12 protein-coding genes are annotated in these 12,592 nt (G+C 35.1%); 4 read left to right on the top strand and 8 right to left on the bottom strand.

All coding sequences use genetic code 11. The annotated features are described in order from the left end of the window. The first annotated feature begins 123 nt into the window (after window positions 1-123). The 3 genes from DFR80_RS07390 (at window position 124) to DFR80_RS07380 (ending at window position 3,015) form a co-directional block, all read left to right on the top strand. On the top strand, window positions 124-987 hold the full coding sequence (locus tag DFR80_RS07390; protein ID WP_084566211.1) for an ABC transporter permease: 864 nt from the start codon (window positions 124-126) through the stop codon (window positions 985-987). 85 nt (window positions 988-1,072) lie between these two features. Further along, window positions 1,073-2,158, top strand: a complete 1,086-nt coding sequence (locus tag DFR80_RS07385) for a MetQ/NlpA family ABC transporter substrate-binding protein (RefSeq protein ID WP_076545836.1) — start codon at window positions 1,073-1,075, stop codon at window positions 2,156-2,158. 62 nt (window positions 2,159-2,220) lie between these two features. After that, window positions 2,221-3,015, top strand: a complete 795-nt coding sequence (locus tag DFR80_RS07380; RefSeq protein ID WP_076545835.1) for an ABC transporter ATP-binding protein — start codon at window positions 2,221-2,223, stop codon at window positions 3,013-3,015. Between the two features lie 94 nt (window positions 3,016-3,109). On the opposite strand, the gene DFR80_RS07375 is transcribed toward DFR80_RS07380, so the two are convergent. Continuing rightward, window positions 3,110-4,009, bottom strand: a complete 900-nt coding sequence (locus DFR80_RS07375) for a rhodanese-like domain-containing protein (protein ID WP_076545834.1) — start codon at window positions 4,007-4,009, stop codon at window positions 3,110-3,112. A gap of 149 nt (window positions 4,010-4,158) precedes the next feature. Beyond that, window positions 4,159-5,079 carry a sulfurtransferase gene (locus DFR80_RS07370; RefSeq protein WP_076545833.1) on the bottom strand — a complete coding sequence of 307 codons (921 nt, stop codon included), beginning with the start codon at window positions 5,077-5,079 and terminating at the stop codon, window positions 4,159-4,161. 203 nt (window positions 5,080-5,282) lie between these two features. Here DFR80_RS07370 and DFR80_RS07365 point away from each other — a divergent pair, with 203 nt between their 5' ends. Continuing rightward, the gene (locus DFR80_RS07365) at window positions 5,283-6,905 is read left to right on the top strand and encodes a glycosyltransferase family 39 protein (RefSeq protein ID WP_114489605.1); all 1,623 of its coding nucleotides are present in this window, start codon (window positions 5,283-5,285) and stop codon (window positions 6,903-6,905) included. Here DFR80_RS07365 and DFR80_RS07360 read toward each other — a convergent pair. From DFR80_RS07360 to rffA, 6 genes are read right to left on the bottom strand one after another with little or no spacing between them, the layout of a single operon-like run. Beyond that, on the bottom strand, window positions 6,862-7,629 hold the full coding sequence (locus DFR80_RS07360; RefSeq protein ID WP_076545831.1) for an ABC transporter ATP-binding protein: 768 nt from the start codon (window positions 7,627-7,629) through the stop codon (window positions 6,862-6,864). The genes DFR80_RS07365 and DFR80_RS07360 overlap by 44 nt on opposite strands. A gap of 1 nt (window position 7,630) precedes the next feature. Continuing rightward, on the bottom strand, window positions 7,631-8,395 hold the full coding sequence (locus DFR80_RS07355; RefSeq protein ID WP_076545830.1) for an ABC transporter permease: 765 nt from the start codon (window positions 8,393-8,395) through the stop codon (window positions 7,631-7,633). Further along, window positions 8,385-9,392 (bottom strand): ABC transporter substrate-binding protein, encoded by a 1,008-nt coding sequence (locus tag DFR80_RS07350; RefSeq protein WP_114489615.1) that lies wholly within the window; start codon window positions 9,390-9,392, stop codon window positions 8,385-8,387. Before DFR80_RS07350 ends, DFR80_RS07355 begins: the two co-directional genes overlap by 11 nt. A 19-nt stretch (window positions 9,393-9,411) precedes the next feature. Beyond that, the gene (locus DFR80_RS07345) at window positions 9,412-10,656 is read right to left on the bottom strand and encodes an ATP-grasp domain-containing protein (protein ID WP_114489604.1); all 1,245 of its coding nucleotides are present in this window, start codon (window positions 10,654-10,656) and stop codon (window positions 9,412-9,414) included. After that, complete coding sequence (locus DFR80_RS07340) at window positions 10,644-11,411, bottom strand: glycosyltransferase family 2 protein (protein ID WP_076545828.1); 768 nt, start codon at window positions 11,409-11,411, stop codon at window positions 10,644-10,646. The genes DFR80_RS07345 and DFR80_RS07340 overlap by 13 nt, the downstream gene beginning before the upstream one ends. A 3-nt stretch (window positions 11,412-11,414) precedes the next feature. Then, entirely contained in the window at window positions 11,415-12,575 is a 1,161-nt protein-coding gene (gene rffA, locus DFR80_RS07335; protein WP_076545827.1) for a dTDP-4-amino-4,6-dideoxygalactose transaminase, read from the bottom strand. Window positions 12,576-12,592 lie beyond the last annotated feature (17 nt).

Here is a 12,592-nt window from a genome sequence, read left to right as displayed (position 1 = left end):
TAAATTTTTATAAATATGATATCTTTGATGATAGTATATAACCATTGTTCAATATGATATCTTTGATGATAGTATATAACCATTGTTCAAAATGCTTGTGATAATTATAAGGACGTGTAAATTATGGCTTTAAATAATAAAAAAAGGAGAAATCAGGCTCAAAACTCTACTGATAATACTTCAAGTCAGAATATAAATAGAGAAACAGCTAAAAACAAAAAAACTAAAACTGAAAAAGCACTAACAATTTTGACCTGGGCTGCTATTTTTCTTGTCTGGTATATTATTACCAAACTTGAAATTTTCACCCCAACATTACTGCCCGGTCCACTTAGAGTCTGGAGAGCTTTTTTAAGAATTTTAGATGAGGGTTATAATGGAGTGCCTCTCTGGCTTCATTTAGGTGCCAGTTTTAAACGCTTATTTGTTGCATTATTCTTTGCAATATTTAGTGCGGTTCCACTCGGGCTTTTAAGCGGTTATTTTGATAAAGTAGAAGCAGTGATTGATTCCGTAGTTGAGTTTTATCGACCACTGCCACCACTTGCCTATTATACTCTCTTGGTACTCTGGTTTGGAATAGATGATACTTCTAAGCAGATTCTCTTATTCTTAGCTGCTTTTGCACCGATTTACATTGCCTGTGTTTCTGCAGTTAGAAAGTTGAATCAGGATTTTGTATTAAGTGCCAGATCACTGGGAGCAGCTCAAAAAGATGTTTTTTTCAAAATTGTGCTGCCTGCTTCTCTGCCTGAAATTTTTACTGGAATTAGAACAGCTTTTGGAGTTGCCTACACTACTCTCGTTTCTTCCGAAATGGTTGCTGCGACTTCTGGTATTGGCTGGATGGTTTTAGATGCATCTAATTTTTTGAAAAGTGATGTAATCTTTGTTGGTATAATAGTTATGGGAATCACAGGTGTCATAATTGATGCAGGATTAAGATTCCTGGAAAGAAAGATTATTTTCTGGAAAGGTCATGTCTAATAATGCTTAACTAAAATTCTAAGTTTTTAGATTTAAATTAATGTATATATAAAATGACAGCTATTATAAATTTGGAGGTAAAAAAATGAAAAAGACTTTCTTTAAAAAACTAATTTTACTATTTCTAATAACAGCACTTGCATTAACTTTAACAGCCTGTGGTACTGAACAGTCGAAAAATGGCAGTTCAGAAACAGAAAATGCAGCTGTCCAGGAATCATTACCTAAAGAGATAAATTTGGGGGTTTTGAGAGTTCCAAATGATGAAACTATCGCTCTGGCAGAAGGATTTTTTGACGAATATTTTACTACGCGGGGGATAGAAGTTAATACAAGAGTTTTTGACTCAGGTGTAGAAGCCAATCAGGCTCTTGCTTCTGGAAGTATTGATTTCGCTACCATGGGTAATACCAATGCAATTACTGCTCTGGCCCGCGAACTCAATGTTGAATTAGTCTGGATCCATGAAGTCCTGGGTGAAAATGAAGCTTTAGCAGTCAAAGACGGCTCTGGAATTGAAGATATTGAAGATTTAGTCGGAAAAAGAATCGCAGTCCCCTTTGCTTCTACTGCCCATTATATTCTGTTAAATGTTTTAAAAGAAGCAGGTATTGAAAAAGATGTTCAGCTTTTAGATATGCAGACAGCCGAAATTGTAGCTGCCTGGGAACGAGGAGATGTTCAGGCAGCTTATACCTGGCAGCCGACTCTGGCTCAGCTTTTAGAAAGTGGTACAACTTTAACAGACAGCAGAGAAATGGCTGAAAAAGGTTATATCACAGCCAATGTTGAAGTTGTTCGCAAAAGATTTTCGGAAGAATATCCAGAATTGGTTGCTGATTTTATTTCTGCATTAACTAAAGCCGGAGATATTTATAGAAATGATCCAGAAAAAGCTGCAAAAATTGCTGGAAATGAACTTGGTCTAGAAGCTGAGGTTGCTCTGCACCAGATGCGAGGTACAACCTGGAAAACAAGAGAAGAACTTTTAAGCGGTGAGTTTTTTGGCTCAGTGGAGCAGCCAGGAAACTTTGCCACTGTAATGAAAGATACTTCTGACTTCTTGCAGAATCAGGGTTCAATTGAAGAATCTCCTTCTCAGGAAGCATTCAATGAATATGTTAATTCAGAATATATTAAAATGTCACTGGAAAATGAAGAAAATAATTAATTTAAAATTGATAATCCAATTTAGTAATTAAAAGTGAAGCTAATCAGGAAAGGATATATTTTATGTCTGCTCAAGCAAAAAAAGAGAGCTTAATAAAAATTAAAAATATGAGCCTGGAATATGGTGAAAGCATTAATTCTACTCTTGCCCTTAAAAATATCAACTTAGAAATTAATAAAGGTGAGTTCATCTGTGTTCTGGGCCCTTCCGGCTGTGGTAAGAGTTCCCTACTTAAATGCATTGCTGGCTATGTAAAACCAAGTTCTGGCCAGGTTTTAATGCAGGGAGAAGAAGTTGATGAACCTGACTGGCATCGGGGGGTTGTTTTTCAATCTCCTACCCTTTATCCCTGGATGACAGTTAATGAAAATGTGGAATTTGGACCTAAAATGCGAAATCTGCCAAAGGCTAAAATTAAAGAAATTCGTGAATATTTTTTAGATGAAGTTAATTTAAGTGGATTTGGTGATAATTACACTTTTGAATTGTCTGGAGGAATGAAACAGAGGGTAGCTATTGCCAGGGTGCTGGCCAATTATCCTCAGGTTGTTCTAATGGATGAACCCTTTGGAGCCTTAGACGCTTTGACCAGAGAAAATATGCAGAATTTAATCCGTAATATCTGGGAAGAAAACAACACCACAATCTTTTTTATTACCCATGATGTAGATGAGGCCCTGTTACTAGCCAATAGAGTCGTTGTAATGTCCAAACAGCCAGGAGAAATTATAAAGATCTTTGATCTTGATTTTACAAATCAGATATTGGCAAAAGGAACTAAGGAAGTAATTTATAATGATGATTATTTTAAAATTAAAAATGAAATTATGGATATTATTCACAGTCAAATTGATTGACTTTTAATTTATTTAACTTTAAAAAGGAGCCCAGAAGGGCTCCTTTTTAATATAACTCTAAGTTTTTACTTTTATTCTAACTAATTCAATAACTTTACTGAACTACTTCATAACCCTTATTTGACCATCCATAAGGCTCATTAGCTGGAGTACCCATACCACCATTAAGTGATACAGCATCATAACCTAACATTCTTAATCCAGCCACTGTCTGCCCTGCAGTCTGACCTGTGTAGCAGTAAACAACTAATTTTTTATCCTGTGGAAGCTGTCCAAAATACTGTTCCATCCCAGCACCCCAGGGAATATTAACTGCACCTTTAATATGTCCTTCAGCAAAGGCACCTGGCTGTCTGATTGAAACTACCATCATATCTGCATCAGAATCAATAGCCATTTTTAACATATCTTCAGAAATTTTATAGTTTTTATACATTGAATCTTTAACATCTGCCAGTCCAGCATAATAATCCACAATTGCTTTTTCTATATCTGCATTTATTTCATAATCTGCTGTTCCAGCCAGTTCATTTGCTTTTGTTTCTACTGCATCCTGGTAACCATCAACTTTAGTAATTCCTAAATTCCAGCCAAATCTAACTGACTTAGCATCAAAACCAGCAAAGTTTAAAAGAGCAACTGTCTGATTTGCAGTCTGAGCAGTATAACAATAAACATAAATAGTTTCATCTCCAGGAAGTTTATCTAGAGCAGCCGGAATTGCTTCAGGTCCCCAGGGGACATTTACCGCACCTTTAACATGACCTTCATTGTAAACATCAGGCTGTCTAATATCTAAAATAAAAAGATCTTCTCCAGACTTAACTTTCTCTACAAAAGCTTTCTCTCCGATCATACTATTATCTTCTGGAAGATTTGCAAAATAACCATTTACAGCATCTTCTACTGTATCTGATACCGCAAAAGCTGAACTAGAAACTACCACTAAAGCCATCATAATTATTGCCACTGATAATAAAATTCTTCTTTTCATTCTTATTCCTCCTAATTTTTTGGTAAAAAATGAATCTAACTAAATTGTGAAAACACAATACATTAAAATATATTTCACAAACTTTATTAAATAAAAGTTCTTAACTTAGTGTCAAGAACTTCTATTATTAACTTTTAACTTTCTATTTTTTAAGAACCATCCTGAGCGCTTGGCTCTGCAGGAGCTCCACTGAGCATTCCTTTTGGAGTAGAACTATCTGAAGACCACTCTATCCAGGCACCATCGTAAAGTTTGAGATCTCTATAACCAGCATTATGTAGTGCTAAAAAACTCTGAGCAGCTCTAATTGAAGTCTGACAGTACATTATGACCTCTTTATCTGGTGTTATATCATTATCTGGATAATATCTTTGAATATAACTTGGTGGATAAAATTCTCCATTATCCTTATTATTTTCAACATAATTAATATGAATAGCTCCAGGAATTACACCCTCACTAACCTCATCTGCTGTTCTAACATCTAAAATAACAATATCATCTTCTGGATTATTAACCTGTTCAAGAATTTCTTCCTTAGTAGCAATTAGCTCCTCATTCTTTTCAGCTGCTTTATATTCTACGGCTTCAGCCTCATAGTCACCAGAAACAAATTCTGCTCCAGCTTCTTCTAAAGCATTTAAACCTCCACTAATTACTTTCATATTAGCAGTGTCATGACCATAGACCAGCATTGTCCACCACAGGCGAGCTGCGTCCATATTATTGTTATTATCATAAATAATTACCTTTGTCTGATTGGAAATACCATTCTCTCCTAAAGAAGATTCTACTTTAGAAGCATCTGCCAGCATATTTGGATAAGGACCAAAAGTAGTTATATCATTTCTGGCAATATTTACTGCACCTTCAAAGTGCTGGTCTTCAAAATCACCAGACTTTTGAGTATCAACTACAACTACATCTTCTTTCTCAATCATCTTTAAGGCTTCATCTGCTGTAATTATATCCTGACCCACTTCACCGGGAACAGAAATATCTGCTTCACAGCCTGTGAGAATAATCGCAAAAGCTAATAAAATAAATAATATCTTTGCTGTTTTTTTCATTTTTCCACCTCCAAATTTATATTGTTAAAATTGGAACAATCTCTATTAATATTATAAGACATATTAAGCACTTATGGTTATAACATTTGCTAATAGTATATTCAATTATCAAATGAAACAGCTTTTTCTGAGAATATTTTAAATTGAAAGATTGATTGTGGTATAATAATAACAATCAAAAAATCTTAATTGGGAGCATTAATATGAATACATTTCCAAAAAATATTTTAAATAAAATTAAAAGCTGGCATTTAATATTAATATATTTAATTATAAATTTATTCTTTCTAAATAATTTTCCCTTTATTCATTCAGATGAGGCTTGGTTAAGTGGACTTTCACGTCAGATAATGCAGACAAATAATCCAGCTGCCACTGAAGCTTTCTTTGATCTGCTGCCTCGAAGTCCTCATACAATTAAAATCCTCTTTCATTTTTTACAAATTATCTTTATTAAAATTATGGCTTACCAAATTTTCACTTTTCGTCTGATCTCACTGCTGGCGGGCAGTCTGAGTCTTTTTTTCTTTTATAAGATTTCCATTTTAATCACTGACTCCAAAAATTTAAGTCTGGTGGCTTTAATTATTCTGAGCCTGGATATTCATTTTATTTATAGTTCTCATTTAGCCCGGCAGGAAATTATTTTAGTTTTAATATTTTTAGCTGCCTTTTACTACTATTTAAAAAAAATTGAATATAATCAAGAAATTTATGGCGCCTCTAAAAAAGAATATTCAATCAAAAAAGATATCTACCTGGGTCTTATTCTAGGCTCAAGTATTGGTTTTCATCCAAATGCTTTTATCATTTCACTGCCTTTAATTATGATTTACAGCTGGAAGCTAATTTTTAGTAGAGAAACTAAATTCAAAAATTATCTCAGCTTTGGCAGCACTCTGGCTATCATAGCTTTCTTTTTTGTTTATTTAAGTTTTCAGTTTGATCCCAATTTCATAAGCCATTACAGCAGCTATGGAGCCCAGCTTGGGGTGTTTGATTCTATGCTGCTTAAATTAGAAAACTTCAAGGATTTTTATCTAAAATTATTTTATCAGATAAGCGGTACCTATTATATTCCGCCAATTAAATTTCAGCTGCTCTTTTTTGCAGCTACAGCTCTGCTTTCTCTAATCAAACTTTTTCTTAAAAAAGATGATTTAAATTTATATTTATTTATAAGTCTAACAGCTATTAATCTGGGCTATTTAATCATTGGCAGATACAATCAGACTTCAATTATCTTTATTTTTCCACTTGGCTATCTTTTATTTATTAACCTGATTAAAAATATAAATTTTAAGTTTAAACTTAAGGAAATCTTGATCCTGCTTTTAATAAGCTTTTTAGGCCTGAACAGCATCTTCACCATAATTAAGGACAGCCATTATAATTACCAGGACTATCTTAATCAAATTGCAGAGGTAGTTCCCCAGGATAGCAGGGTACTGGCAAATTTAAATACTGACTATTATTTTGAAAATGAGAGTCTCTTTGATTATAGAAATCTGGCTTATCTCGAAGAAAATAATCTTTCCTTTGCTAATTATATAAAGAAAAATCAAATTAAATATATAATCTACCCGGAAGAAATGGACTATATCTATAATAGCCGACCTAGCTGGAATATTCTCTACGGCAATCTCTATCCCTATTATCAAGAAATGCAGAAATTTATAGCTCAGAGAACTGTTCTAATTAAAGAATTCACCAATTCTACTTATCCAATGAGAATTGTTAGTAAAACCGGAGCCAAAAACTGGTCAGTTAAAATTTATAAGGTTAACTATGCAGCTGAGACTGGAGTTCTTCAAATAGATGATTAAAATTTCTGCTGCTTCGTTTACGGAGATAAGGTAGCTTATTTTCAACAATATTAATTATTTGACCCGGCTCATTTTTCATCACAACGATTCTTTGGGAAAGGAAAACTGCCTCCCTGATATCATGGGTCACAAAAATAATAGTTCTATTTTCTTCCTGCCAGAGCTGAACTAAAAGCTGTTGCAGCTCCTGACGGGTCTGACTGTCCACACTACCGAAAGGCTCATCCATCAACATGATTTCAGCTTCTGCTGCCAGAGTTCTGGCAAGTGCAACTCTCTGCTTCATCCCCCCGGAAAGCTGGTGGGGATAATAATTCTGATAGTCTCTTAGTTTAACCTGCTTAAGATATTTCAAAGCCCTTTCTTTAATTTGAACTGAGCTGAGTTTCAATTTCTTATTTTTAGCTGCCTGCTTAACGGCAAACTCAACATTATTTATTACTTTTTGCCAGGGAAAAAGCTGCTCAAAATCCTGAAAAAGCATTAACCTATCCATGCCCGCTTCTTTGATGGCCTTTCCTTTTTTTAAAAGTTTACCCCCATCGGTTTTGCTAAAGCCGGCAATTATTTTAAGTAAAGTTGATTTACCACAGCCTGAAGGACCTAAGATCGTCAAAAATTCATTTTCTCTAATTTTTAAATTGATATCTGCTAAAACAATCTTTTTTTCCTTTTCAGTCTCAAAACTCTTATTAATATTTTTTAGTTCTAAATAGGAGCTCATTTTAAGCCCCCCATTTCTTAACTGTTTTATTTTCTAACTTTGCAAAAATAAAATCTTCAACTACTATCCCAATCATAATAATTACAATGATTCCAGCAAAGACCCCGGGTAAATCAAAGAAAACACGCCTCTGAAAAATATACCAGCCAAGTCCGCCCAGACTATTAATTGCCCCAAAAAGCATTTCAGCACTGATTAAAGCCCGCCAGGATCTGGCCCAGGCAATTTTTAGGCCGGAAATAAAATAAGGGAGAGAAGCAGGTATCAAAATTTTATACATAAATTCAAATTTATTTAAACGATAATTTTTAGCAATCAGAGTATAGATATCTGGAATAGAATTAAAACCTGTACTCAAATTTAAGCTTAGAGGCCATAAAACTGAATGAATTATTACAATTAAAATTGCCATTCTGCCAGAGCCAAACCAGATCAAAATTAAGGGCATCAATGCAATCCCCGGCAGCGGATGAGCAAGAGCAGTAAGAGTATCGATCAGGCCAGCTGCAGTACTGGAAAAGTAAGCTGTCAGGGCAAAAAGCAAAGCCATAATAGTAGCCAGAAATAGTCCTTGAGCGATCACTGAAAGTGAAAAAGCTATCTGTTTAATTAAAGTTCCATCCTGCAGAGATTTAAATAAAACAATTGAAATTTGATCAAGGCCGGGAAAAATTAGCTCAGAAAAAATACCACTAACTGCAGTCAACTGCCAGATAAAAGCCAACAAAATCCCCCAGAAAAATCTCTGTTTATATTTACTCTTCATTTTGGGAGGCTCCCTCCTCCGATATAGCTTTCTCTCCAGCTAAATTTTCTTCAAAAACCAGCTCAGAATACTGATAACTATTCTTTTCTAAATAGGATTCTGCAGCCATAAAATCAATAAACTTATCCAGACCCTTGATTTTAGAAGTGAATTTCATCCTCGACCAGCTTAAATAATCCCTCATTTCACTCGGCTCAAGATTATAATTATCAGCCAGAATTTCAGCTGCCTCATCCGGTTTCTGATCTATAAATTCTATTGCTTTTCCTAAAGCCTCCAAAAAATTGGAGTAATTTTGAGGCTGCTCTTCATAAAACTGCTCAGTGCTAACACCGACAATAAAGGTGAAATCACCACCAAAGGCTTCTCGGCCACTTAAAATCTTTTTAATACCCTCTTCTCTACTTTCTAAAAAGAGATAGGGAGGTGAAGCAAAATGAGCACTTACTTCTCTACCAGCGAGCAGAGCGTTCATCGCATCAGGATGGCTCATTGTTAAAAGCTGTTCATCAAATCTATCCACCTCTCCAAATTCACGCTCAGCTGCCATCGACAGTAAAATATGCTGAATACTTCCTGGCTGAGGAAGTGCAATTTTGCTATCAGTTTTAAAATCAGCCAGACTATTAATATCTTCCCTATTTGTCATTAAACCCAGAGGACTCTCCGAAAGCCCGGAAATTATTTTCCACCCCATTCCCTTATCTCTGGCAATTAAAAATGGTGGTATAGCCATAAAAGCTATATCAACCTCTCCGGCCAGCATTGATTCTCTAATAGAAGTAGTATTGCTCAGCTGCTTCCATTCGACCTCTAAATCAGGATCAGCAGCTTTCAAAAAATTAAGTTCCTTGATTAACTGGACCGGGGCATAGGCCAGTCCATACTGCTCAGCAATAGTAATTTTCTGCTGACTAGCCTCTTCATTATTTGCACAGCCGCTGATTAATAATAAAACTGAAAGAAAAATTATAATAATAGTTATATATTTTTTCATACTTACACTCCCGATTTCTTTAAAAATTTTCTCCAATTTCTCTGTATACAAGATTTTCTCCGTTCTGATCAATAATTTTTAATTTATCATATACAGCAGTTACCCGCTCTTCTAATTCTACTCTATTACCAGCAAGAACAATAAAATATCCGGCTCTGGCTGTTGCATTTTCTATATCCGGAATCCGGTCTCCAATCTGATAATTAAAGCCAGCTTTTAAAACTCCTTCTAAATCCAGAAGTTCAAATTCATCAGTGATATCTTCAATTTTACCAGGGCCAGCAAAGAAGAGTTGAGAAGATAAATATTTGTGATTGCTCTGAAGTGAGTAATTCTGCAGAGTTTCCTGCTTCAAGGGCAGGCCGGCTGACAGCCTGACCATCATTTCTAAAATATCAATCCCTGTTAGTTCCGGCATGAAATCCCCCTCATAGGCCCCACCTATTCTGCAGGCTATTTCGTTAACCTTCAGCCCCTCTTCTCCAATTAGAAATTGAAAATAGATCGGTCCATTTTTGATTTCAAATTCACTCACAATTTTTTTGCTTATATTTTGAATTTCAAAAAAATAATCTTTTAAATGCTTTGAAGGAAAAAGATGAGAAGAGCAGATTCCAATATGAATACCTGCTTCAAATCTCAGCCGATCTGTAACAGTTAAAAGCTTAGCTTCTCCATTTAAAACCCAGCCACTAACTGTTATTTCATCTGATTTATAATATTCTTCAACTAAAATTTTATCTTCTCTGGAATAAGAAAGAACTTCGTTAAATTTTTCTCTAATTTGGGCAGCAGTATCTAGTTTAAAAACCCCACGCTGTCCCTGACTATCCAGAGGTTTAACAACAAAAGGCCTCCTGAAGTTATTCAAACTTTTGACTGAAAAATCAGCTGCTAAAATTTTATATTTAACCGTTGGAATTGCTGCTTTTTTAAATTTCTTTTTCATGACACTTTTGTTGGTTACAGCCTCAGCTGTCTCTGCTGACAGGTACTGCTTTAAATTCAGGTTTTCAGCCACCCGAGCAGCAGTATAAACTGGCTGGTCTGTTCCAGCGGTTAATACACCATCTACTTCAAATTTTTTTGCTGTTTTAAGATTGGCCTCAAAATCAAAAGTACTGCTTTCAGAACTGAAATCGGCAAATTTTTTGCCGGGAGCATCCTGATAATAATCTGAGACAACAACTTCATGTCCAAGTTCCTTTGCCTTTTTAATTAAACTTAGCTGGGCACTGCCTCCACCAAGAATTAATAGCCGCATCTTGATTCCACTTCCTCTTTAAAAGTACTTTCTCTAATTAGATACTGTTCTTTTTCTGAACGAAAATATTTTAAAAATGAAAGCTCCCCATAATAAATAAAGAGCTTTAAAAATAATTTTAATAACTTTAAAAAGTTATAGTTTGACTCACCATATTTGCGCTGTTTCTGATCAGTATATATATTTGCAATCTCAGGCTTCTCTTTTAAGATAATCGCTGAAAGATAAATAAAAGATTTTTTAGTGCCTTTAATTTTACTCAGGATTTCTCTGCTAATTATTCTATAACTGCTGACTCTAAGCTCATCCTTTTTGGGGGTGATCAGATTAAAGAGCCAGTTGGTCAGTCTGGAGCCCATTCTTCTGTAAAAACTATGTGCTCTCATTTTCGGAATTGCATATACTACATCATAACCCTCTTTAATCTTCTGCAGCAGAGAAGCAATATCAGCAGGCTGATGCTGTAGGTCATCATCCATGGTAATTATATAGTCTCCAACTGCATAATTGAAACCACAAAAAATTGCATTCTGCTGGCCAAAATTTTCTTGCAGACGAATCCCCTTAACTCTGCTGTCCTGGTGATTCAGCTTTATAATTTCTTGATAACTCTGATCTGAGCTGTTGTCATCAACCAATATTAATTCAAATCTAAAATTATTGGCAGCAGCAACTTTTTTCACAGCCTGGTAGAGTTCTCCCAGAGAATTTTGACTATTATAGACCGGTACAACGATAGAAACGAAATCAGTCATAGACTACACCTGCCTGACTAAACTGGAGAAAATATCTTCCAAACTTTTAATAATATAATCTAATTCTATCTGAGAAAGATCTGGATAGATTGGCAGGCGGAGCAGACTGGAAGCAATTTGATTTGTCAGCTGCAGATCTTCTTTTTGATAACCAAGCTTTTTCCCCATCGGTGATGAATGCAGAGGCTGAAAATGAAAGGTAGCTTCTATCCCTCGCGCTTTGAGCTCTTTTAAAACCAAATCTCTCAAATTTTGATTTTTAAGTTTCAGATAGTAAATATGATAATTACTTTTTTTAGCAGCAGGCACCTCTGGTATAAGATCCAGAAAATCTTCAGCTAAAAATTTCTTTAAATTATGATTATAATATTCAAATATTATTTTTCGCTGAGCAGTAATATATTCCATCTCCTTAATTTGGGCAAATAAAAGAGCCATCAATATATCAGATGGCAGATAACTTGAGCCCTCTCCTACCCAGCTGTATTTATCAATTTCTCCCCGCAGAAAGCGAGAGCGATTTGTGCCTTTTTCTCTGATGATTTCTGCTTTTTGAAGCAGTTCCGGCTGGCTGGAATTAATAACCAGGGCACCTCCTTCACCGCTGACCAAATTTTTACTACCGTGAAAGCTGTAACAGCCAAAATCACCCATACTGCCAGCTGCTTCCCCCCGATAAAAACTGTTAACTGCATGAGCGGCATCTTCGATAACATAAATCCCGTTTTTTCTTGCAATATTTCTAATCTGATCCATCTCACAACTAATACCGGCATAATGAACTGGAATTACAGCCTTTGTATTAGCTGTAATTTTCGCCTCAAAATCTGCAGGGTCAAGATTAAAACTATCAGATTTAATTTCTGCAAAAACTGGCCTGGCTCCTTCTTTTAAAACTGCATTTGCTGTAGAACTGAAAGTAAAAGAAGGCATAATTACCTCATCCCCTTCTTTTAACCCTATTAGTTGTGCAGCCATTTCCAGTGCATGAGTTGCAGAGGTAGTCATTAAAACTTTATTTAAAGCAAACTTTTCTGCCAGAAACTCACTTACTCTAGCGGTATAATATCCATCACCACTTATACTATCTCTTGCAAGTGCATCAGCTATATATTTTTTTTCTTTTCCACTAAAATAAGTTTTATTAAATGCTATTTTTCGCATATATTACTCCGCTCCAG

Source organism: Halanaerobium sp. ST460_2HS_T2 (genome assembly GCF_003337665.1).
Lineage (GTDB): Bacteria > Bacillota > Halanaerobiia > Halanaerobiales > Halanaerobiaceae > Halanaerobium > Halanaerobium kushneri.
The sequence above is the reverse complement of the archived record's forward strand: the minus strand, read 5'-3'. Positions and strand labels throughout refer to the sequence as shown.

Coding starts and splice junctions, on each gene's coding strand:
- rffA (WP_076545827.1), bottom strand. CDS start 12,575: ATGCGAAAAATAGCATTTAATAAAACTTATTTTAGTGGAAAAGAAAAA.
- DFR80_RS07345 (WP_114489604.1), bottom strand. CDS start 10,656: ATGCGGCTATTAATTCTTGGTGGAGGCAGTGCCCAGCTAAGTTTAATT.
- DFR80_RS07390 (WP_084566211.1), top strand. CDS start 124: ATGGCTTTAAATAATAAAAAAAGGAGAAATCAGGCTCAAAACTCTACT.
- DFR80_RS07370 (WP_076545833.1), bottom strand. CDS start 5,079: ATGAAAAAAACAGCAAAGATATTATTTATTTTATTAGCTTTTGCGATT.
- DFR80_RS07375 (WP_076545834.1), bottom strand. CDS start 4,009: ATGAAAAGAAGAATTTTATTATCAGTGGCAATAATTATGATGGCTTTA.
- DFR80_RS07360 (WP_076545831.1), bottom strand. CDS start 7,629: ATGAGCTCCTATTTAGAACTAAAAAATATTAATAAGAGTTTTGAGACT.
- DFR80_RS07365 (WP_114489605.1), top strand. CDS start 5,283: ATGAATACATTTCCAAAAAATATTTTAAATAAAATTAAAAGCTGGCAT.
- DFR80_RS07380 (WP_076545835.1), top strand. CDS start 2,221: ATGTCTGCTCAAGCAAAAAAAGAGAGCTTAATAAAAATTAAAAATATG.
- DFR80_RS07340 (WP_076545828.1), bottom strand. CDS start 11,411: ATGACTGATTTCGTTTCTATCGTTGTACCGGTCTATAATAGTCAAAAT.
- DFR80_RS07385 (WP_076545836.1), top strand. CDS start 1,073: ATGAAAAAGACTTTCTTTAAAAAACTAATTTTACTATTTCTAATAACA.
- DFR80_RS07350 (WP_114489615.1), bottom strand. CDS start 9,392: ATGAAAAAATATATAACTATTATTATAATTTTTCTTTCAGTTTTATTA.
- DFR80_RS07355 (WP_076545830.1), bottom strand. CDS start 8,395: ATGAAGAGTAAATATAAACAGAGATTTTTCTGGGGGATTTTGTTGGCT.